At 54.9% G+C, this 22686-nt stretch carries 17 protein-coding genes; 7 read left to right on the plus strand and 10 right to left on the minus strand.

Going from position 1 to position 22686, the window contains the following annotated elements; all coding sequences use genetic code 11:
• Positions 1 to 34 precede the first annotated feature (34 nt).
• The 3 genes from ACREYP_RS22695 to ACREYP_RS22705 all read right to left on the minus strand — a co-directional run bounded on the left by ACREYP_RS22695 (position 35) and on the right by ACREYP_RS22705 (position 1200).
• Positions 35 to 331: a type II toxin-antitoxin system RelE/ParE family toxin gene (locus ACREYP_RS22695; protein ID WP_336819337.1), complete on the minus strand. Its 297-nt coding sequence runs from the start codon at positions 329 to 331 to the stop codon at positions 35 to 37.
• Positions 324 to 566 (minus strand): type II toxin-antitoxin system ParD family antitoxin, encoded by a 243-nt coding sequence (locus tag ACREYP_RS22700; RefSeq protein WP_336819338.1) that lies wholly within the window; start codon positions 564 to 566, stop codon positions 324 to 326. Before ACREYP_RS22700 ends, ACREYP_RS22695 begins: the two co-directional genes overlap by 8 nt.
• 103 nt (positions 567 to 669) lie before the next feature.
• On the minus strand, positions 670 to 1200 hold the full coding sequence (locus ACREYP_RS22705; RefSeq protein WP_336819339.1) for a hypothetical protein: 531 nt from the start codon (positions 1198 to 1200) through the stop codon (positions 670 to 672).
• A 139-nt stretch (positions 1201 to 1339) separates the two neighbouring features.
• Here ACREYP_RS22705 and ACREYP_RS22710 point away from each other — a divergent pair, with 139 nt between their 5' ends.
• Together ACREYP_RS22710 and ACREYP_RS22715 are read left to right on the plus strand one after the other, a co-directional pair.
• Positions 1340 to 1531, plus strand: a complete 192-nt coding sequence (locus ACREYP_RS22710; RefSeq protein ID WP_336819340.1) for a toxin-antitoxin system HicB family antitoxin — start codon at positions 1340 to 1342, stop codon at positions 1529 to 1531.
• 46 nt (positions 1532 to 1577) lie between these two features.
• Positions 1578 to 2135, plus strand: coding sequence for an SLATT domain-containing protein (locus ACREYP_RS22715; protein ID WP_336819341.1), 558 nt, complete (start codon positions 1578 to 1580; stop codon positions 2133 to 2135).
• A 50-nt stretch (positions 2136 to 2185) separates the two neighbouring features.
• Here the strand turns inward: ACREYP_RS22715 and dppF are convergent, their stop codons facing one another.
• The 5 genes from dppF to dppA all read right to left on the minus strand — a co-directional run bounded on the left by dppF (position 2186) and on the right by dppA (position 7897).
• Positions 2186 to 3193 (minus strand): dipeptide ABC transporter ATP-binding subunit DppF, encoded by a 1008-nt coding sequence (gene dppF, locus ACREYP_RS22720; protein ID WP_166994872.1) that lies wholly within the window; start codon positions 3191 to 3193, stop codon positions 2186 to 2188.
• The gene (dppD, locus tag ACREYP_RS22725) at positions 3190 to 4173 is read right to left on the minus strand and encodes a dipeptide ABC transporter ATP-binding protein (protein ID WP_336819342.1); all 984 of its coding nucleotides are present in this window, start codon (positions 4171 to 4173) and stop codon (positions 3190 to 3192) included. The genes dppF and dppD overlap by 4 nt, the downstream gene beginning before the upstream one ends.
• A gap of 10 nt (positions 4174 to 4183) precedes the next feature.
• Positions 4184 to 5086, minus strand: coding sequence for a dipeptide ABC transporter permease DppC (gene dppC, locus ACREYP_RS22730; RefSeq protein WP_008457611.1), 903 nt, complete (start codon positions 5084 to 5086; stop codon positions 4184 to 4186).
• Between the two features lie 9 nt (positions 5087 to 5095).
• The gene (dppB, locus tag ACREYP_RS22735; protein WP_008457609.1) at positions 5096 to 6115 is read right to left on the minus strand and encodes a dipeptide ABC transporter permease DppB; all 1020 of its coding nucleotides are present in this window, start codon (positions 6113 to 6115) and stop codon (positions 5096 to 5098) included.
• 174 nt (positions 6116 to 6289) lie between these two features.
• On the minus strand, positions 6290 to 7897 hold the full coding sequence (dppA, locus tag ACREYP_RS22740) for a dipeptide ABC transporter periplasmic-binding protein DppA (RefSeq protein WP_008457607.1): 1608 nt from the start codon (positions 7895 to 7897) through the stop codon (positions 6290 to 6292).
• A gap of 846 nt (positions 7898 to 8743) precedes the next feature.
• Between dppA and ACREYP_RS22745 the strand changes: the two genes are divergently transcribed.
• The 3 genes from ACREYP_RS22745 (at position 8744) to ACREYP_RS22755 (ending at position 19871) form a co-directional block, all read left to right on the plus strand.
• Positions 8744 to 10420, plus strand: coding sequence for a ShlB/FhaC/HecB family hemolysin secretion/activation protein (locus ACREYP_RS22745; RefSeq protein WP_498881049.1), 1677 nt, complete (start codon positions 8744 to 8746; stop codon positions 10418 to 10420).
• Between the two features lie 10 nt (positions 10421 to 10430).
• Positions 10431 to 19067, plus strand: coding sequence for a hemagglutinin repeat-containing protein (locus ACREYP_RS22750; protein ID WP_336819344.1), 8637 nt, complete (start codon positions 10431 to 10433; stop codon positions 19065 to 19067).
• Positions 19068 to 19574: 507 nt separating this feature from the next.
• Complete coding sequence (locus ACREYP_RS22755; protein WP_336819345.1) at positions 19575 to 19871, plus strand: hypothetical protein; 297 nt, start codon at positions 19575 to 19577, stop codon at positions 19869 to 19871.
• A 277-nt stretch (positions 19872 to 20148) separates the two neighbouring features.
• Here the strand turns inward: ACREYP_RS22755 and ACREYP_RS22760 are convergent, their stop codons facing one another.
• Positions 20149 to 20241: a SymE family type I addiction module toxin gene (locus ACREYP_RS22760; protein WP_008460576.1), complete on the minus strand. Its 93-nt coding sequence runs from the start codon at positions 20239 to 20241 to the stop codon at positions 20149 to 20151.
• A gap of 179 nt (positions 20242 to 20420) precedes the next feature.
• Between ACREYP_RS22760 and ACREYP_RS22765 the strand changes: the two genes are divergently transcribed.
• Both ACREYP_RS22765 and ACREYP_RS22770 read left to right on the plus strand, forming a co-directional pair.
• Positions 20421 to 20555: a hemagglutinin repeat-containing protein gene (locus ACREYP_RS22765; RefSeq protein WP_353592082.1), complete on the plus strand. Its 135-nt coding sequence runs from the start codon at positions 20421 to 20423 to the stop codon at positions 20553 to 20555.
• 128 nt (positions 20556 to 20683) lie between these two features.
• Complete coding sequence (locus ACREYP_RS22770) at positions 20684 to 20914, plus strand: hypothetical protein (RefSeq protein WP_008460578.1); 231 nt, start codon at positions 20684 to 20686, stop codon at positions 20912 to 20914.
• Positions 20915 to 20992: 78 nt separating this feature from the next.
• Here ACREYP_RS22770 and eptB read toward each other — a convergent pair whose 3' ends face one another.
• Positions 20993 to 22675, minus strand: a complete 1683-nt coding sequence (gene eptB, locus ACREYP_RS22775; RefSeq protein WP_336819346.1) for a kdo(2)-lipid A phosphoethanolamine 7''-transferase — start codon at positions 22673 to 22675, stop codon at positions 20993 to 20995.
• Positions 22676 to 22686: the final 11 nt, after the last annotated feature.

A 22686-nucleotide genomic window follows, 5' to 3' on the forward strand; every position in this document is an offset into this window, starting at 1 on the left:
GGGAATAATCGAGGGGTTTATTTGTTCGGTGGGCTTAAGGATATTCCGGGAAGTGCAATAGCGGCTCCATTTTTTGGTGGAGAATGCGCAGGATAAAAATGTCTTTTTCGCGGATGCGATAAAATATGGCGTGCAGGCGATAGTCTATCCGGCGGAGGTCCTGAGCAATCTCAGGGCACTCCCGGCCTAAAAACGGGGAGTGGACAATGGACGTGAGCATATTTTCCATCGCTTCCGTGTAATCATCTGCCTGCTGCATCCCAAAATTGAGTAACGTGTATTCGTAGATGCTGGCAAAGTCCTCCGCAGCCTTCCCTGAAAGTTTATACATTGAGCTCCCGTTTTTTCTTCGCGGCTATTTCGCGCAACGTCAGCGGGCTTTCTCCGCTCTCTTCCCCGGCAGTAATCGCTTGTTTAAGTGCTGTAAGCTGAGCCTCTTTCTGCTCCAGCAACCGAAGAGCAGAGCGCACAACTTCGCTGGTTGAGCCGTAACGGCCATCGTCGATCAGGCCATTCACAAAGGCGTCAAGCTGGTCGCCGATGGTTATGCTGGTTGTTCTTGGCATGGTGCCTCCTGTGTTAATAGATAACACTACTATAGCATTGTGCCTGGTGTGAGTAAAAATGCATCGTTTGGGTGGGGCGGGTAGAGGTTACCCGCCAAAAGACTCAGTGACGTTTTGGGAAACTTATACTGTTGAGCATTGTCAGCCCATCAGCAGTTCTGACAAAACGCGGTGTTTTTAAGTCTTCAGCCAGCAGGTGAATGAGGTCAAACAGCAAACCGGTAATGTGCTGCTGAGTCTCCACTGAGCTTTGCCTGGTTAGCAAAACCATAGTTAATGCCCTGCAATACTCACGTATCAACTCTGAGTCATCGCAAATCGGGTGGGTATTGTTCTCGAAATTATTATCTTCAACCGTGAGCTGCTGGATAAGGTGTTCCGGTAAAGGGGCTTCCAGTGCACTTTTCAGCACTTCCAACCCCGCCAGCAGGCGGCCACAAAGCGCCATACAATCAGTGACATCTTTGCTCTCAACCAGCTCATCAACATAGGCCTGACAGCCTTCCAGCAGCTCGAACAGATCGTGGGAAGCGCCGAGCGGGGCTTTTATTAATCTCACTATTGCGGATTCAGTAACTGGTTGAAAGACCAGATTTTCGGTATTAGCGGTTGTGGTACTATCGGCGTTAGCCATAGCGTTACTCCTTAAAGCGTTAACGTTTGTGGTTAGACGCCCCGGCAGTGTTCCCGCACTCCGGGGCGTTGTTCATTATAGCGCGGCTATGTTAATGTGCCCCCCTATACAGAACAAAACTTACTCAATATGGGGCCCCATGTCAATCGTTAGTCGAGACAAAAAACCGAAAGGTGGTGGTAAGTCACCCCATTTTAAAATGCGTATCGATCCCGCATTGCGTGAGCAGTTAGACGTGGAAGCGGCGGAACAAGGAATGAGCCTGGCGAACTGGCTAAAGAATCTGGCGCGTGAGGCTTTGAAGGCAAAAGGGATTGAGCCGAAAGGTTAAGTTATTTCTGACTATGAAAAATCATTAACACTGGATGTAATAGGCGATGCCATTTGATCAAAAGCATTATGAGAAAGTAGAAAAAGAAATGGAAAGGCACCGTGAAGATACAGAAACGTCGAAGCTTGGCCACTGGTGCGCGGCAGCTAAATATGAAAGGAGGCACAAGCTATACATTGGATTACCAGCTACCACTATATCTATATTTCTGACTTGGCTCCTTTCCTCGGATGCAAAAGATGTACTCGCAGGGACTAGTTATTTACAACCATTATTAGTTTTTTTAGGACTTATTGTTTCTATTCTCAGTGGATTAGGTACTTTCTTAAACTTTAATGAACAAGCATTGAAGCATAGATCAGCAGCTGAAAGCCTGCATGCGTTATGGCGTGATTGTAAAAATTGGGACACCGATTTTCCGGATATGAATTGTTGTAAAGAAGCAGTGCTAGCGGTCCAAAATTATCGAAAACGTCTTAATGATATTAATAGAGATGCACCTCAAATCCCTAAGTGGGCATGGAAAAGTGTAAATAAGCAGCGTGCTGAAGGGTCAACTACTTATAAAAATGAGGAGCTGAAAACAAAAATATCAAAACCTTGATCGGTTACATATCTAGAGATAGATAGCCCTTTAAAAAGGGCCATCCTGAATTAACGCAGTTCCCCGTTCACATCCTGGTCAACCGCGAAACACGCCACCAGCTGGCCATTGCCGTAGTCTTTCAGCTGCGGCTGGAGCTGGGTGCATGGCCCGAAGCGACGGCTGCAGCGGGCGTTAAAGGCGCAGCCCGGCGGCGGGTTCAGCGGGCTTGGCAGCTCGCCGGTCAGCTTGATGCGTTCGCGACGTTCGTCCGGGTTCAGGCGCGGCGTGGCGGACAGCAGCGCCTGGGTGTACGGGTGGCGCGGGTTTGAGAAGATTTGCTCTTTGCTGCCCTTCTCCACGCAGCGGCCGAGGTACATCACCATCACTTCATCGGCGATGTGCTCTACCACCGACAGGTCGTGGGAGATGAACACGTAGGACAGCCCCAGATCCTGCTGCAGATCCATCATCAGGTTCAGTACCTGAGCACGCACCGACACGTCGAGTGCGGAGACCGGCTCATCGGCAATCACCACGTCCGGGTCAAGCATCAGGCCGCGAGCGATAGCGATACGCTGGCGCTGGCCGCCGGAGAACATGTGCGGATAGCGGTCGTAGTGCTCGGTTTTCAGACCCACTTTCGCCATCATCTCCAGCGCTTTTTCACGGCGCTCGGCTTTGCTCAGGCTGGTGTTGATTTGCAGCGGCTCTTCCAGGATCTGCCCCACTTTTTTACGCGGGTTCAGCGAGCCATAGGGGTTCTGGAAGACGATCTGGATTTTCTGCCGGCGCAGCTTTTCCGCCGAGGCGTCCGGGATCAGCAGATCCTGGCCCTGGTAGTAAAGCTCCCCGCCGGTCGGCACTTCGATCATGGTCAGCAGGCGGCCGAGGGTGGATTTCCCGCAGCCGGATTCACCGACGACCGCCAGCGTTTTGCCGCGTTCGAGGGTAAAGCTTACGCCGTCCAGCGCTTTTACCAGGCGTTCAGGAGCGAAAAAGCCCTTCTTCACCGGGTAATGTTTTTTCAGGTCGATGGCCTGCAACAGCGGTTGCGCGGTGGCCTGTGGGGTACTCATAGGGTTGGCCTCCCGGCATCATCGAGTGGGTAGTGGCATTTGGACTGACGCCCGTCTGCCAGCAGGGTTAACGCTGGCTCTTCGCTGCGGCATTTGTCGGTCGCATACGGGCAGCGCGGGTTCAGCAGGCAGCCGTTCGGGCGGTCGTATTTGCCAGGCACTACGCCCGGCAGCGAGGCCAGACGCGCTTTATCCTGAGCAAATTCCGGCAGCGCACGGAGCAGAGCCTGGGTGTACGGGTGGCGCGGCGCGCGGAAGATATCGTGGGACGAACCCGCTTCCACAACCTGCCCTGCGTACATCACGATGATTTTATGGGCGGCTTCGGCAACCAGCGCGAGATCATGGGTGATCAGGATCAGCGCCATGTTCTCTTTTTGCTGCAGCTCCAGCAGCAGTTCGATGATCTGCGCCTGAATAGTTACGTCGAGCGCGGTGGTTGGCTCATCGGCGATCAGCAGCTTAGGACGGCAGGCGATCGCCATGGCGATCATCACGCGCTGGCTCATCCCGCCGGAAAGCTGGTGCGGGTAAATGTCGAGACGTGAAGCCGGGTCAGGAATACCCACCTGGGTCAGCAGGTCGATTGCTCGCTGGCGGCGGGTTTTCTTGTTACCCCCCTGGTGCACCTTAATGGCTTCCATAATCTGGAAACCGACGGTGTAGCACGGGTTCAGGCTGGTCATCGGGTCCTGGAAGATCATCGCCACTTCGGCGCCCACCAGGTTGCGGCGCTCTTTCTCAGAAATGCGCTTCAGATCCCGGCCGTTGAATTCCAGTTTTTCCGGCATCACCCGGCCAGGGAAGTCAATAAGCCCCATAATCGCCAGCGAGCTGACGGATTTACCGGAGCCGGACTCGCCCACGATGCCGACAACCTGCCCCTGATCCACGCTATAGCTGATGCGGTCCACGGCACGGAACGGTGCGTCTTCGTCGCCGAAATGCACCGATAATTTATCTACATTTAATAACGCCATCTCGAACCTCTTACTGCTTCAGTTTGGGATCGAGCGCGTCACGCAGACCGTCACCCATCAGGTTAAATGCCAGCACCGTTAGCAGGATCGCAACCCCTGGGAAGGTCACAACCCACCAGGCACTCTGCGCGAACTGCAACACGTCGGCGAGCATGGTGCCCCACTCCGGTGTTGGCGGCTGCGCACCCATGCCGAGGAAGCCAAGGGCGGCCATATCGAGAATGGCGTTCGAGAAGCCGAGCGACGCCTGAACGATCAGCGGCGCAAGGGTATTCGGGAAGATATTCACAAACATCTGGCGAACCGGGCCAGCGCCCGCCACTCGGGAGGCGGTCACGTAGTCGCGGTTAACTTCCACCAGCACCGCAGCACGCGTTAAACGCACATAGTGCGGCAGCGCGACGAAGGTTAGCGCCAGCGCGGCGTTGCCGATGGACGGGCCGAAGATAGCCACCAGCACCAGCGCCAGCAGCAGGCTTGGCAGTGCCAGCATGATATCGACCACGCGCATGATGATGTTGTCGACCACGCCGCCGAAGTAACCGGCGACCAGGCCCAGCACAATCCCCATCACCAGCGACAGGACAACCACCAGGCAGCCGACCAGCAGCGACAGGCGAGCGCCGTACATCAGGCGGGACAGCACATCGCGACCGACGTCGTCGGTGCCGAGGATGTAGCTCCAGCTCCCGCCTTCCTGCCACACCGGCGGGTGCAACAGCGCGTCGCGGAACTGCTCCGCTGGCGCGTGCGGCGCGAGGAAGTTAGCGAAGACGGCGATGAAGATCATGATGGCGACGTACACCAGGCCGATCACCGCCCCTTTATTGCGTTTGAAGTAGTGCCAGAACTCCTGGAAAGGCGTCATCGGCTTGGGTGCTGCCACCACTTTGTTTTCTGTCAGTTGCGTCATGATGGCCCCTTATTTCTTATGGCGTATACGCGGGTTCACCACGCCGTACAGCAGGTCTACCAGCAGGTTGACGAGGATAATCATCGTCGCCACCAGCAGCACGCCGCCCTGGACTACCGGGTAGTCACGACGCTGCAGGGCGTCGATGAGCCAGCGGCCAAGACCCGGCCAGGAGAAGATCGTTTCCGTCAGGATGGCGCCTGCCAGCAGAGTACCGACCTGCAGGCCGATAACCGTGACGACCGGCAGCATCGCGTTGCGCAGGGCATGAACCACGATCACGCGCATGCGGGTCAGACCCTTGGCGCGAGCGGTACGGATGTAGTCTTCGCCCAGCACTTCCAGCATGGAAGAGCGGGTCATACGCACGATAACCGCTAGCGGAATAGTGCCCAGCACGATGGCAGGCAAAATCATGTGGGCGACGGCGTCAATAAAATCACCCGGCTGGCCCCAGATAGCGGTATCTATCAGCGCAAACCCGGTGAGCGGCAGGGAGTCATCCAGGAACACGGTGTCGCTGATGCGCCCGGACACTGGCGTCAGGTTCCAGTGCACCGATACCAACATGATGAGCATCATGCCCCACCAGAAAATTGGCATGGAATAGCCGGTCAGCGCGAGGCCAACGGCGGTGTGGTCAAAGATTGAACCACGCTTCACGGCGGCCAGAACGCCCACCGGAATGCCGACGGCAACGGCGAAAATCATCGCGCAGATGCCGAGTTCCAGCGTCGCTTTAAAGCGCGGCACGAACTCGTCCCAAACCGGGAGGCGGCTCTTTAATGAAATGCCCAGATCGCCATGCATTACGCCCCAGATGTAATGGAGGTACTGCTGCCACATTGGCTTGTCGAGACCCATCTCGGCCAGCAGTTGGGCATGACGCTCAGGAGAAATACCGCGCTCTCCGGCCATAATCATCACCGGGTCTCCGGGGATCATATGCACGAAAGCGAAGGTGAGTAGGGTAATACCTATAAACGTGGGGATGACTAACCCCAGTCGTCGGAGGATGAACTGCAGCATATCCCGGATTCTCTGTAGTGACGGAAAGCCTGGTAACTGTTCCGTCTGTATTGCTCACAAATGTTTCCCCCTCTCCCTTTGAGGGAGAGGGTCGGGGTGAGGTTGGACAACGCCAATACCCCTCACCCTAACCCTCTCCCCATGGGGGAGAGGGAATAAAGCACGTTACTTTTATTATTCGACGGACACGTTTTCGAAGTGGTGTTTGCCCAGTGGATCAACCACGTAGCCTTTAACTTCTTTACGCACTGGCTCGAACACGGTGGAGTGAGCGATGATCAGCGCTGGCGCCTGATCGTGCATCACAACCTGAGCCTGTTTGTACAGTTCAACACGCTTGTTGTGGTCGTCGGTGGCGCGAGCCGGCTGAATCAGATCTTCAAACGGCTTGTAGCACCAGCGAGAGTAGTTGGAACCGTCTTTCGCCGCGGCGCAGCTGAACAGGGTGGCGAAGAAGTTATCCGGATCCCCATTGTCGCCGGTCCAGCCCATCATTACGGCCTGGTGTTCACCGGCTTTAGCACGCTTCAGGTACTCGCCCCACTCGTAGGTCACGATTTTGGCGGTCACGCCAACTTTCGCCCAGTCAGCCTGAATCATCTCAGCCATGCGGCGAGCGTTCGGGTTGTATGGACGCTGAACTGGCATCGCCCACAGGTCAACGGTGAAGCCTTTGTCCTGACCCGCTTCTTTCAGCAGCGCTTTCGCTTTTTCAGGATCGTAGGTGTAGTCCTTCACGTCATTGTTGTAGCCCCACATGGTTGGTGGGATCAGGTTTTTAGCCGCGGTGCCCGCGCCCTGATAAACGGCTTTAATGATCGCTTCTTTGTTCACCGCGTAGGTCAGCGCCTGACGCACTTTCACGTCGTCAAACGGCTTCTTCTCGGTGTTGAAGGAGAGATAGCCCACGTTCAGGCCAGCCTGTTCCATCAGATTGATGTTCTTGTCTTCTTTCATGCGGGCAATGTCGGCCGGGTTCGGGAACGGCATCACCTGACATTCGTTTTTCTGCAGTTTGGCATAACGCACGGAAGCGTCAGGCGTGATGGAGAAGACCAGGCGATCGATCTGCGGCTTGGTACCCCAGTAGCCCGGGAAGGCTTTATACAGAATACGGGAGTCTTTCTGGTACTGCAGCAGCTGGAATGGACCGGTACCGATTGGGTTCAGGTCTGTTTTTTCCGGGGTGCCGGCTTTCATCATGTTGTCCGCATATTCTTTAGAAAGAATAGAGGCGAAGTCCATGGCCATGTCCGCGAGGAACGGCGCTTCTGGACGCGCCAGCACGAACTGCACGGTGTTATCGTCGACTTTCTTGATCTCGGTGATCAGGTCAGGCAGGCCCATGCCTTCGAAGTATTCGTAGCTGCCGCCAGAGACTTTGTGATACGGGTTATCTTTGTTTTTCTGACGGTCAAAGGAGAATACAACGTCGTCGGCGTTGAAATCGCGAGTCGGTTTGAAGTCTTTATTGTCCTGCCACTTCACGCCTTTACGCAGGTGGAAGGTGTAGGTTTTACCGTCCGGGCTAACGTCCCATTTTTCAGCCAGGCCTGGGATGATTTCGGTGGTGCCGGTTTTAAATTCCACCAGACGGTTATAAATCGGTACGGAGCTGGCATCGTAAGTCGTGCCGGAAGTGAACAGCTGTGGGTTAAAGCCCTCTGGGGAACCTTCTGAACAGTAAACCAGGGTTTTGGCTTGTACGCTTGCTGCAACGGTCATGGCAACCAGGCTCAGACCAAATTTCAGCATCCCTGACTTCTTCAAGGAAATACTCATTATTCTGCTCCAATTATGTGTCGTGTTGTGTTTTGTAACCGTCTGACCATTGTTATTTGTGGGTGGTCGGTACGGTGTGCCCGGAGGCGGTGGTGAGGCTAGCAGTTCCTTTCGCGAGTCATGCATGGAGGTAGCACAGACGGTCCGTAAATAGCCCCTCTCGTCCTACAATCTGTCAACAGATTAAGGAAACGTCAATACAGGTCACGGGGATTTACAAGCAAGGTGGGATTCGGCGGGCAAAGATTAAAAAAACCTTCCGGGGACATTTCCAGCAGGGAAATTTATGCTACAGGCTTGTTACCAGAATATTGCACTGCTTAATTTGCAACCTATAGCGCGAACCGATTGTCCGGAATAGGTAAAATTTTGTGTTAAACGATGAATTGTTGCACGATTTATTTTGTGATCTGCATCGCTCACAGCGGAAAATGCTGTCTGCCATCATAAGCGGCGGCGCAAAAAACCATGCATTTCCATAACCAAATACGATGAATTATATCCCGCATAAAAGCATAACCACGGCAGTAAGTGAGGGGCGGAGGCGGTTCAACCCTTCTTGGCTGGTAATCCCCCCTTATAATTAATAGGGAGTCTGGCGAGGTAAATTTAAAGTATTCATCCAAGTAATTAATTCGTTATATAAATACGTAAGATAATTGGAAAATTCCTAAAAATAACAAATTGACATTAATTTAATATCTTAATAACCTGAAACAATTATTGGCTTCCTACAATTGTTAACGCTCTCATCAATACGCTGCTGTAAATGGAATGCCTGCAATTTTCACCTGTTGATTTATGGACCTCGCGCCAATAATGGCGTGAAAATTAAAGGGAATTTCTGTGCGCGTTCTAAAGTTCTTTGTTTATGGCGGTATTGTTTTACTCTCACTGCTTCATTCTGGATATTCCGCCCCACTGGCTGACGAGCAGCTTATTCGACAACAGGAAAGCCAGCGTGCTCGTGAGGCGCAACTCGCACCGCCGGTGCCGGACGTCAGGCTGTCACCGCAGGCTACGCCTTCGTTCAGCCTTGATTTCCCAAAGGAAACGCCTTGTTTTCCCATTCAGCAGGTTGAATTACAGCAGCGCGAAAAATTACCTCACTGGCTGCCGCTGCAAAAATTAGCCAATCGCGGGGTAGGGCATTGTCTGGGCGGTAAAGGCATTAATAAGTTAATGAGTGTATTACAAAATCGTCTTATTGATAGCAGCTACGTCACGACCCGTGTACTTGCCCCTCAGCAAAATCTTAATTCAGGCAAGTTAATTCTTACTATTTTGCCGGGCACTATCCGGCAGGTGAAATTTACCCCGCAAAGCGGGCATTATGTTTCGTTATTAAATAGTTTCCCGGCAAAACCTGGTGCGCTACTGGATTTACGCGATATCGAGCAAGGCCTGGAGAATTTCCAGCGCGTACCCACCGTTCAGGCCAATATGGAAATTATTCCCGGGGAACAGCCGGGCGAGAGCGATATATTACTGGACTGGAAACAGTCGCGTATGTGGCGGCTTGGCCTGTCGCTGGATGATTCCGGGAGCCGAAGTACAGGGCGCTATCAGGGCGGCGTAACGCTTTATGTTGATAACCCGTTAAGCCTCAGCGACACGCTTTACCTTAACGCCGGCAGTGCGCTGCAGCCTCACGGTGAAAAGGGGACGCATAACTACACCGGGCAATACGCGGTGCCTTTCGGTTACTGGATGACGAGCCTGACGGCCAGCAGCAACGACTACTACCAGACTATCGCCGGGCTGAACGGGGATTACCGCTACCGGGGAAAAAGCAATAACCTCGCCTTTCAGCTAAGCCGCGTTCTGCACCGCAGCGGCAGCCAGAAGACCAGTTTTACCTACGACATTATTACCCGTGAGTCGAAAAACTTTCTCGATGATACCCAGATAGACGCCCAGCGCCGTAAAACCGCTGCCTGGAAAGTGGGGCTACAGCATCGCCACTATATCTACGCCGCTACGCTGGATGCCGGTATCAGCTACCAGCGAGGCACCCGCTGGTTTGGTTCGATCCCTGCTACCGAAGAGTATTTTGGCGAGGCAACGGCGCTGAGCAAAATCCTGCTGATGAACGCCCAGCTTGAGTTGCCTTTCGCGCTGGCAGGGCAAAACTTCCGCTACAACGTGCAGTATATGCGGCAGAAGACCAACACGCCTTTAACACCGCAGGAGCAGTTTTCTATCGGCAGCCGCTGGACGGTGAGAGGCTTCGACGGCGAGCGTACCTTGAGCGCGGATAACGGCTGGACGGTTCGCAATGAATTTGGCTGGTTTACGCCGCTGCCGGGTCAGCAGCTCTATCTCGGCGTGGATTACGGGGAAGTGAGCGGTCACAGTAGCCCTTATCTTGTAGGCAATCACCTGGCGGGCGGTGCGCTCGGGCTACGCGGGCTGTTACTGAGTGCAAGCTACGATATTTTCGCCGGTATTCCACTGTCAAAGCCGCAGGGTTTTACCACCGACCTGGTGACGTTCGGTTTCAATCTGAACTGGCAATATTGAGGACTCAAGGATGAATAAGAATCTCTATCGCATCGTGTTTAACAAAGCGCGTGGCGTGCTGATGGTAGTGCCGGATATTGCCGCCTCGGGTCGAGCTGCGTCCTCTCCATCCGAGGGCGTGGGCCATACTCAGCACCGTTGCATGAGCCGCCTCGGGCGCATTAGCTTCAGTCTTTTACTGGCGATGGGCTGTGTCAGCACGCCGGCCTGGGCAGACATCGTGGCCGACGGCAGCGCGCCAGGCCAGCAGCAGCCGACCATCATAAACAGCGCGAACGGCACACCGCAGATCAACATCCAGACGCCGAGCGCGGCCGGGGTTTCCCAGAATAAGTACAGCCAGTTCGACATCGACCAGAAAGGGGCGATTTTAAACAACTCCCATCAGATGACCCAAACCCAGCTGGGCGGCATGGTGGCGGCTAACCCGTGGCTGGCGAAAGGCGAGGCGAAGGTCATTCTGAACGAAGTGAACTCGCGCGATCCAAGCCAGCTCAATGGGATGCTGGAAGTGGCGGGGCGGCAGGCGCAAATCGTCATTGCTAACCCGGCCGGGATCACCTGTAACGGCTGCGGTTTTATCAACGCCAACCGCACAACGTTGACCACCGGGCAGGTGCAGCTGTCGAACGGCCAGATAACCGGTTACGACGTGAGCCGGGGCACTATTACCGTGCAGGGGCGAGGGATGGACAGTTCGCGCCAGAACACGACCGAACTGATTGCCCGGGCGGTAAAAGTGAACGCCACTATTCAGGCGAGAGAGCTTGAGATAACCACCGGGCGGAATAACGTCCGCGCCAGCGATCGTTCTGCGACGGCGAAATCCGATGATGGCAGCGCGCGCCCACAGTTTGCGGTGGATGTGGCGCAGCTTGGCGGCATGTACGCCAATAAAATCCAGCTGAGAGGGACGGAATCCGGCGTCGGCGTACACAATGCCGGAACAATAGGAGCCTCGGCAGGCGACGTCGTGGTCAATGCCGATGGTTCAATCACCAACAGCGGCCTGATCCAGGCCAGCAACAACGTGCTGCTTGCCTCACGCAATGATATTTCAAGTCACGGCGTGCTTGCTGCAGGGATGAAAGCGGACGGTACCGCCAGCGCGGCGGGCGACCTGGCGATGCAAAGTGAGGGCAAACTCACCGTTAGCGGGCAGAATAGCGCGGTAAACAAGCTGACGGCAAAGGGCACAAGCATTGATTTTAGCGCCAGCCAGAACCGGGCGGGTTCTGTGGAGCTAGCGGCAGCGCAGGGCGATGTTCATACCCAAAAAGCGAATGTCGCGGCGCAGCAGATAACGGTCAGCACCAACGGGATGCTGAACAATGACGGCGGCAGCCTGAGCGCCGATAAACTTAACCTTACCGCCAGCCAGCTTTCCAATCGCCAGGGTTTGTTACAGCAAAGCGGAGATAGCGAACTGACACTGGCTCATGCGGGCGGCATTGATAACCGCGGCGGAAACATTGTCGCAAACAGTAAAAAGCTGACGCTTAGCGGGGCGAAACTTGATAACCAGCAGGGAAGAATTCAGGCAGATGCGGTCGAGGTCAACACCGCGAAGCAAAGCCTGAACAACCAGCAGGGCGTAATCGCCGCCAGCAAAAGCGTGAAGCTGCAAAGCGGCGGGCTGAACAATGACGAGGGGCTGGTTCAGGCTGGGACTGATTTAGCGCTGGACCTGCAGGGCGGCGCGCTCAGCAACCGCAACAGCGGCAAGAAAGGCATTTTCAGCAATGGCTCGCTGACGGTAAACGGTGGTGCGTTAGACAACCAACATGGCGTTATCGCCAGCGCCGGGGGACTCCAGCTCAACGGCAGCCAGCTGAATAACGACGCGGGCTCGCTCCAGTCCGGCTCAACGTTGGACGTTAACGTACAGGGCGGCAGCCTGACAAACCGCAGCGGCGGCAACTTGTCGGGCAAAGGGGCGCTGAGCCTCAAAGGCGGAGCGCTGGATAATAGCAGCGGCGTGATAGCCAGCATGCAGAGCCTCAGCCTGAACGGCAGCCAGCTAAACAATGACGCCGGCCTGCTCCAGGCGGGAGGGGATCTCTCTCTGGATTTAGCGGGCGGTACATTCACCAACCGCAACAGCGGGAAAAACGGCGGCGTTCTGAGCCAGGGCCAGCTTACCGTGCAGAGCGGCGCGCTGGATAACAGCGGCGGGTTTATTGCCTCCGGCAAAGACGCCAGCCTGACCACGCTGGCGCTGAATAACACCTCAGGCACGCTGGCAAGCGACGGCACTCTTTCGCTTATCAATGAGGGCATCAACAACCAGCAGGGCCTGATTCAGGCGGGCAAATCGCTTTCGCTGGATACTCGCGGCGGAGCGCTGGTAAACAGCCATGGCGAGCTGACCTCAGGCAAGCATCTGACCCTGCTGAGTGGCGTATTGCTGAACGACGCCGGGCGGATCGTTGCCTCGGAAGATGCGCGGCTGGACACCCTCGGTAACCCGTTCAACAACCAGGCCGGGACGATTGCTGTCGGAGGTGAAGCGAGCATTACCGCTCACGCGCTCAACAACACCGGCGGGCAGGTTCAGGTGGCGGGTAACCTGCAGCTCACGACGCAGAATGCGCTGGAAAACGGCAGCGGGCTTATCCGTAGCGGGAAAACTGCGACGCTTAACGCCGCCAGCATAGTCAACCGTACCACTCATTCAGACCAGCAAGGCATCGAAGGTCAGTCGGTAACGCTGAATACCGGCTCACTCAACAATATCGATGGCGCCGTTCGCAGCAGCGATACCCTGACGCTTAACTCGGGTGGCGTCCTGGACAATACGCGCGGCCTGCTTTCGTCCGGCAATCAGTTAACGGTGAACGGCGGCCAGAGCCTGGCGCTTACCAACAGCGCGGGCACGCTCATTGCCGGGAAGATGCTTACGCTGGATGCCGGGTCAGCGACCGGCGACGGCAAACTTCTCTCGCAGGATGCAATGGCGCTGAACCTGCAAAAAGCGCTGCTTAACGTCGGCCAGATTATTGCCAACGGCAACGTCAGCTTCACTTTTGCCGAGGGGCTAATTAATGAAGGCCTGGCGAAAGCCGGGGGCGTAATGACTATGAACGTTCCAGCATTGCTCAACCGTTCAAACGGGGAGATAAGCGCCGGGGAAACTCACCTGCTGGTAAGCGGGGCGCTGACAAACTGGGGGCTGCTGGACGGCGGCTTAACCCATATCAGCGCCGGCACGCTTAACAACTACGGCACCGGGCGTATTTATGGCGACCGCGTTGCCCTGCAGGCAGGAACGCTAAATAACGAAGCGAAAGACAGTGTGGCCCCCGTTATCGCTGCCCGTCAGCGCCTGGATTTGGGCGTTGGAACGCTAAATAACGTCGGCCACGCCATGATCTACAGCGCAGGTGATGTGGCTATCGGCGGCAGTCTCAACGATCAATGGCAGGCTCAGGGGCAGGCGCTGACGTTCAATAACCACAGCTCGACGCTGGAATCCGCCGGTAATATGACCCTCAATATTGGCGAGATTAATAACCTCAATGACAACCTGAAAACGCAGGTACTGGAGACGGAAAACTCTGCGCATCACGAAGCGGCGCTGAAAGGTTCTCCGACGCATTACGACTGGAGTAAGGTCGATACCAGTAAAAAGAATAAGTACGGCGTGCATACGGCTAAGATGCCGGACGGTTCACAGAGCGAAGAGTTTTATGAGTACAACTACCAGCGGACGGTGAAAGAGACGCAGGTCGTGGAGACCGATCCGGGCAAAATCATCGCCGGCGGCAACCTGACCATCAACAGCAATCAGCTGAATAACCGCGACAGCACGGTTGTTGCCGGTGGGCTGCTGGGCGGCACGATAGTTCAACTGAATAACCTGGCAACCCTGGGCGAGCGTGTGATTACCGACGTGGGTAGCCAGACGCGCTGGTATGCCAAGAAGAAGAAAAAGAAACTGGGCGGCACCAAAACCAGCCAGGGGAAAGACACCAGCAGTTACAAACCGGCTGTGATTATCCAAAAAATCGACCTGAAGCAGATGGCCTGGCAGGGCAATGCCCTGATTAACGGCAGCGGCACGGCGATCTCAAGCCGTGATACCGGTGGTGTTACAACCCATATAATCGATCCGGGCAAGCTGGATGCGGCGCTGGCGCAGCGTCCTGTTACCGTCCCACCGGGGAAAATCGTCGAGATTGCCAGCGGCCCGGACAGTGCAATTCGCCTCACGCCGCCAGACCTCCGCCTGCCCGATAACAGTCTTTATCAGCTGCACCCGTCGAACGACGTCCCGTTCCTGATTGAGACCGACCCGCGTTTTACCAATCAGAAGCAGTGGCTCAGCAGCGACTATATGCAAAGCCAGTTCGCGCTGGACGGCGGGAACATCCTCAAGCGGCTGGGCGATGGCTTCTATGAGCAAAATCTGATCCGCCAGCAGATAACTGAACTGACCGGGAACCGCTTCCTGAAAGGGTTTGATAACGATGAGAATCAGTATCGGGCGCTGATGGATGCAGGCGTGGCGTTTGGTAAACAATACAACCTCACGCCGGGCGTGGCGCTGACGCCTCAGCAAATGGCGCTGCTGACCAGCGATATGGTCTGGCTGGTGAAACAGGACGTGACGCTGCCTGACGGGTCGGTACAAAGCGTACTGGTGCCGCAGGTCTATGCCCGCGTGCGGCCGGGAGACCTCGACGGCAGCGGGGCGTTGATGTCCGGCGGCAACATTGCGCTGAACGTGAAAAACGATCTCACTAACAGCGGACATATCAGCGGACGCGAAATTACGCAAATCACTGCCGAAAACATCACCAACAGCGGATATCTTGGTGGAAATCGCGTCAGTCTTCAGGCGCGGACCGATATCAATAACATAGGCGGAACGCTGCAGGCCAGCGATGGCCTGATTGCCGTGGCTGGCCGCGACATCAATAGCACCACCACCACGCGTGGAGATGGCACCAACAGCTGGATCGACCGCCCTGCCGGTATCTTCGTGCAGAACGATGGCGGCGAGCTGGGGCTGCAGGCGCTGAACAACATCAGCCTGACCGGCAGCCTGGTCAGCAACAGCGGCGCAAATAGCAAAACGCGGCTGCTGGCCGGCAATGACCTGAGCCTGAACACCGTGACCACCACCCACTCGGAATCCGGCGACTGGGGCGGCGGCAACGACCGGCATGTCGTTCAGACAACGGATGTCGGCAGCCAGATAAACGGTAACGGCACCGTGGCGTTGAGCGCCGGGCACGACGTGAACGCCCGCGCGGCAAGCGTTACTGCGGCAGATAAGCTTGCGGTGGCGGCAGGCAACGATATCAATATCACCAGCGGCGAGTCGTCGTATCAGGTCACCGAAAATAGCCGGCAAAGCTCCGGCGGCTGGCTGTCGAAAAAGACCATCACCACCCATGACGACGTGAAGGTAACGGACGCGCTGGGCAGTACGCTTGATGGCGACAGTATCACCCTGCAGGCCGGAAATAATCTGACCGTGAAGGGCAGCAGCGTGGCGGCAACCCATGACGTTAATCTGTCTGCCGGCAACGACCTGACCTTAACCACGGCTGAAAACACCCGCCAGGAAAATCATCAGTATCAGGAGAAAACCTCCGGCCTGTCCGGCACCGGCGGGATTGGGGTGAGCTATGGCAAGAGTGAGCTGAAAACTACCGACGACGGCAAATCACTGAGCAGCACCGGCAGCACGGTGGGCAGCACCGCCGGGAACGTGAACCTGAGCACCGGTAACGCGCTGACGGTGAAAGGCTCAGAGGTGCTGGCGAAGCAGGATCTGCTGCTGACCGGGAAGGACGTGAGCATTCTTGCGGCGGAAAATCAGAGTACGCAAACCCACATCACCGAGCAAAAAACCAGCGGCCTGACGCTGGCGCTGTCCGGCGTGGTGGGGAGCGCGGTGAATCAGGCGGTGAGCCAGGCAAACTCCGCCAGAAAAGAGAGCAACGGCCGCCTGGCCACGCTACAGGGCGTGCAGTCGGCGCTAAGTGGTGTGGAGGCTTACCAGGGGAATCAGCTGAATAACGCCGAAGGCGGCTCGCCGGGTAGCGTGGTGGGCGTGAATCTCTCCTGGGGCAGCCAGTCGTCGACATCGACCCAAACGCAGACGTCGAACCAGAGCCAGGGCAGCCAGCTTACCGCCGGGAATAACCTGACGATTAAGGCAAGCGAGGGCGACATTCGCGTACAGGGCAGCGAGCTACAGGCAGGCAAAGACATGCTGCTGAACGCGAAGCGTGACGTGTTGCTGGAGTCCGCGCTGAACAGCCAGAAGCTGGACGGCAAAAACGAAAGTCACGGCAGCGCCTACGGCGTGGGGATCAACTTCGGTAGCGGGGCGAACGGCATTTCGGTCAATGCCAGCGCCAATAAGGGCAAAGGCAACGAGAAAGGCACCGGTACCTCGCATACCGAAACGACGCTGAATGCCGGGAATAACCTCAATATCGTCAGCGGGCGCGACACGACGCTGAGCGGGGCGCAGGCGAGCGGTAACAGCGTGAAGATGGACGTGGGCCGCAACCTTCAGCTTACCAGCGAGCAGGACACGGACAATTACGACTCTAAGCAGACCAATATGAGCGCCGGAGGGAGCGCAAGTATGGGCGGTGGTTCGCTGTCGCTCAACGCCTCGCGGGATAAAATGCACAGTACGTACGCGTCGGTGCAGGAGCAGACGGGCATCTTTGCCGGTAAAGGCGGGTTTGATATTACGGTGGGCGAGCATACGCAGCTGAACGGGGCGGTCATCGGCTCGACGGCGGATGCCGGAAAAAATAAACTGGATACGGGGACGCTGGGCTTTAAGGATATTGAGAACAGCGCGGAGTACAAGGTAGAGCACCAGAGCGTGGGCATCAGCTCGGGCGGTAGCGTGGGCAGCCAGTTCCTGGGGAACGTGGCGAGTGGGCTACTGGTGGGGGCGAACGGCTCCGGCAGTGCCAGCTCCACGACGAAGTCGGCGGTGAGCGAAGGCACCATCGTTATCCGCGATAAAGAGAAACAGCAGCAGGATGTGGCTAACCTGAGTCGTGACGCGGATCACGCCAACCAGACGCTAAGCCCGATCTTCGACAAAGAGAAAGAGCAGAACCGGCTGCGTGAGGCGCAGCTTATCGGCGAGGTTGGGGTGCAGGCGGGGAATATTGCGGCGACGCAGGGCAAAATTGAAGCCACCCGGGTGGCGAACGAGAAGATGAAGAGCGTCACCCCGGAGCAGCTTCAGGCGGCGAAAGAGGCGTTGATTAAAGCTAGCCCGGATAAAACGCCGACTGACGCAGAGGTTGCCAGCCATGCTTATCAGTCGTTCTATGACAGGGCGTTTGCCGACTCTGATTTTGGTACGGGCGGGAAAGTGCAGCGTGCCATTCAGGCGGCCACGGCAGCGGTACAGGGTCTGGCAGGTGGCGACCTGGCCAAAGCGGTGGCGGGCGGTTCGGCCCCGTATATAGCGAATATCATCGGCAGCAGCGGGCTGGACGCGGGCGGGAAGGTACTTGCTCACGCGGCAGTGAATGCGGCGCTGGCGGCGGCACAGGGGAATAATGCACTGGTCGGCGCGTCGGGAGCGGCCACGGCAGAGCTGGTCGGGATGGTGGCGACGAATGCCTACGGTAAGCCGGTCAGCGAACTGAGTGAAACGGAGAAGCAGACGGTAAGCGCGCTGGCAACGCTGGCGGCAGGGCTGGCGGGTGGATTAACCGGTAACAGTACAGCAGATGCGGTCGCAGGGGCACAGACCGGGAAAACGACGGTTGAGAATAACTGGCTGAGTGAGAAAGAGGCTCGTCAGCTTGATAAAGAAATGCAGGAATGCAAAAAATCTGGTGGTGACTGTAAAAAGGTGGTCGAAAAATATATCGATATCAGCAATAAAAATAGTAAAGAACTGATTGATGCCTGTACCGGTGGCGGTGTGGCTTGTGTGAGTTGGGAGGAGCTGATTCAGGCAAACACTAACGTTGCTCTGGATGCGAATAAGCATCAGGTAAGGTTAAGCGAGAAGCTGAACGATCCGGATGCAGCGGCAATAGTAAAATATCTTAACGGCTCGGATCTGAAATTCCTGAACGATAATATCACAACCAGTGATAGAGTTATGGATGTGATTATGACACCAACGTCCTGGCCGGTAGCGGTAATGGGGGGCAAAGCGATTATTACTAATGCGGTGAATAACTCCAAAGAGTTGCTTGTTGCTGTGGGTATTACGGGGGCAGCCAGTGCAGGTATTCAATATGGAACAACAGGTGAAGTAAAACTGTCTGACGTAATTGGTTCAGTAATTGTTGGCGGGATTACAGTCGGTAAGGGATATAATCCTACGGTGACATGGAACGCAGCCAGTGGTTATTACCAGGCTGAAATTAGTGGTGATGATCCCTTTATAGGCGCTCTGATGAGTAAGGCTGGTGCATCCGTTGGCTATGTCGCTGGTAACATTATTAAGGTACCGTTTGATAAAAAACTGAATCCAATATCAAAACAGTATGAATGGGTCCCAACAGGAGTATGGACAATTACTAAACCAGTCACTCAAAACCCATTGCCTTCTATAGTGGGTAACGCAGGGGACTCTGCGGCTTCGGGGTTGTTTACCGAGGGTATGAATGAAGCGCTGAAAAATAAAAAGGGAAAATAGTGATGAATATTAAATATAGGTCTGTTATTGCTTTATTTTACCTATGCTCAAGTCTTTTTATTGCTTTGTTCATTATGGCTGTGTTGTTCAGTCTCCTTGGTTACTGGGTTGGGGGAGGGGAGAACATACTGTCATTTTTTATCGCTAAGCTGTTTACTTATTTTAAAGTCGCTCTTGTCGGAATATTGATAGGTTTGCCAGTATGGTTTTTCTATTATCGTGATATGTAGTTGAGAATAACTCGCTGGGTCTGGTTGTACAGGGCGGAAAACTGGCAATTCAGGGGTGTGCTAAAGTCGCCGCCTGTCGTAATGCTCTGGCAGAGAAAGGTCTGGGGGCTTTACTCGGAATTGGTGCAGCGAAAACAGCGCTGGATAATCTGTCGTCAACAGAACAACAGTATGTATTTTCTGTGGCAATGAATGGCGGACGTGCGGACCAGGTGGAAAACTAACACCGGAACAGCGTGCAGCCTATGATTATATTGTTGAGCAAGAATTTATTGCTGTGGGTGTTACAGGTGCAGCTAGTGCAGGTATTCAATATGGAACAACAGGTGAAGTAAAACTGTCTGACGTAATTGCTTCAGTAATTTTTGGCGGTATTACAGTCGGTAAGGGATATAATCCTACGGTGACATGGAACGCAGCCAGTGGTTATTACCAGGCTGAAATTAGTGGTGATGATCCGTTACCATCTATAGTCGGTAATATGGGTGATTCTGCTGCATCAAAACTATTACCGAAATATTTAGAAAAAAATCTGAGGCAAATAAATGATGAAAAGCCTCGTCGTGTTAGCTAAGGTTTTCTTACTAATTGAGCTTGCTATTTGCTCCATTGTCACGGTTTTTTTCCTTTTTTTTGAAGGATTAACTTATCTATCTGAAGGTACTTCTTATTTTTATAACTTATGGAAAGGATTGAGAGGCGCTACTTTTGGATCTATCCCAGCAAGTATTATCCTATGGTTTTTTTACTATGAAGTGCCTGCGCTAAAAAGTAAGTAAGATCTTATCTAGCAATAAATCCCAACCCTCCACGGTTGGGTTCTTTACTTTATACACCAGTCAGTTAGCTCTTTACCGCTTCGGTTTGCCGATCACCTCGATAAGCTTAGTGACCTGCTTTTGCTTGCGGGCGGAGGACTTACAGACCTTCTTCAGCGTCTGCATGTTCTCCGGCTCAGGCTGGGGCGGCTCTCTCCGGTTCAGGCGGCGGAGCCGGAAATGGCTCCCAGGCAGTCAGTATCAGGCAACCGGGCACCACCCGCACCTCGAGCAGCGCCCCTGTCTCAAAATTCGCCTAATCCCTGAACAGCCAGAAACTGGACGGCAAAAACGAAAGCCACGGCATTTCGGTTAACGCCAGCGCCAACAAGGGCAAAGGCAACGAGAAAGGCACCGGTACCTCGCATACCGAGACGACGCTGAACGCCGGGAATACCCTCAGCAGCGTCAGCGGGCGGGAGCTCAAGTCTGGGCGGTAGCTCGCTGTCGCTGAACATGTCGCGGGATAAAAGGCAAAGCACGTATCTCAGCCGTTTTCTTCGCCGCGTTAAGTGCATGCTCTTTTCAGGCCGCAGCGGAAGATTATAGCCGCGTCGATTGCAATCAGGTGGAAGTCATAAAGGCGCTAATTGAAGCTTATAACGACGTGTTGGACTCCAATAACGCTGGGGTAAAAGTGATTGATGCTTACGACCAGGTTACGGTCAAAGCCTGTAAGGATAAGCTCGAGTGCACCGGGACCTACGATTTCTCTGACGGCGATTCTGGTAAAGTAAAATACAGAACCTACCTGAACAGCATGGGCGAGCCGATTGAGGAGTTTGTGCCTGTAGAATAATAACCATGAATGCACCCGCAGGTGCTTTCAGGCAGAAAATAAAGCTCATAACCTTCAGAGGTTTTGAGCTTTTTTTATTCAGTTCGCCGCTTTATCCGGCACGTGGCACCAGTTGTTATTCTCGTTTATGCCGCCGTTAGGCGAGGTGTAGCCCAGGCAACCGAGGATGGTGTCGAACAACTCAACGTGGCGATGCGGCACCTTCATGGCTGCCTGCTCTTGCAGATGTTTAAAGGCGTCGGCAGCCGTTGGATTGGCCAGGTATTTATCCGAGGCCCAAACCAGCAGCGGGACGCGGAATTGTTCCGGTGGTGCCATTTTACGCGGCGTGCCGTGCAGGTGCATGGAGTCGCTGATGGATTCGCCGTGGTCGGCGGCGTAGAAGACTATCGCCTTCTTATCGCGAAGCTGGTCGAGCACGCTGTCTATCATCGTATCGACATACAGGACCGAATTATCAAAGGCGTTAATCAGCATCTCCTTTGAACAGCCTTTGCCAATATCAATGCATTCTGGCGTCCATTTCGCAAAGCTGCGCGGGTAGCGCTGGGCATAGGAGAAGTGGGAACCTTTGGTATGCAGAATGATCAGATGTTTGCCGTCAGGATTCTGCTCGAGAGATTGCTTCATCTCATCAACCAGCAGCATGTCGTCCACGGTTTTACCGCGATTGCGGGGCTCGGCGGCGATTTGTTCGCGGAAGGCAAGGGTGTCCGGCATGGCGTTTTTGTAGAACCAAATTTCGCTCTGCATGGCATAAAGGTCGGCGCTAAACCCCAGCTGTTTTAAGACCGCGAAGATGTTTTGCTCTTTCAGCGTACGCTGAGGGTTATCTTCTGCCCCACCTTCGCGGACGAACATGCAGCGCAGCGAGAGCTTGGTGGCGGTGTCGCAGGACTCCCCGCGGAAAGCGACCAGGTTTTTCTCTTTGGCGAGGTTTGGCGTGGTGTCACGGCCATAGCCCAATATTCCCATATGATCCCAGCGCGTGGTTTCGCCAATAATAAACACCACATAAGCGTCGTGCAGCCCGGGCGGCGTGACGTAGGTGAACTTTTTCGTCGGGTTCATCAGCGAACCGTTGCCGGTGGATTCGTCGGCATTCGCCCAGGCAAAAAGCCCCAGGGAAGAGACCCAGTTGACCGGCACATAGGAGCTTGCCACCACGCCGCCGTAGCTTGCCATATCCGTCGTTGACCCATGCTCGTCGTCGGACTGCATTTCACCCAGCATACGCAACGGGGCCCAGACCAGCAGGCCCGCACAAAGCAGGATAGCGATATTTTTGATGCGTTGGCCGGGGGTTTTCAACTGCTGAAGCAGCGTGTCCTGGGCGCTGTTGAACCAGATAAGGAACAGCGGGATAGCGCTGACCAGCGTCATCCAGATGGCAAAGTGGTAGCCGACAACTTCTTTAGAAAGATCGATATCGGTGGTCATCACCGAGGCAATAATGCCGTAGCCAATCACCACGTTGAAGAAGGTCATGTAGTAGCTGGCGGCCACGGAACACAGCACCACGAAGGAGGCCAGCACCCGCCAGAGATTGCGGCCAAAGAGCGACAGCAGGCGTAACAGGAAAAACGTCACCAGCAGGCAGGCGAAAAACTCTGCCGCGGCGGCCAGGCCCTTCCAGGCGATGAAGAGCTGGGCACGGCTATCAAAACGTTGGTAGAAAACAGAGATATTCAAAAACCAGCCAATGTATACCCCCAGCAAGAGACACAGTTTTTGCTGGGATAATGTTTTTATGTAATTCATGCAGGGCATCC

This window comes from Enterobacter sp. TMH.L2 (assembly GCF_050847315.1).
Classification (GTDB): Bacteria; Pseudomonadota; Gammaproteobacteria; order Enterobacterales; family Enterobacteriaceae; genus Cedecea.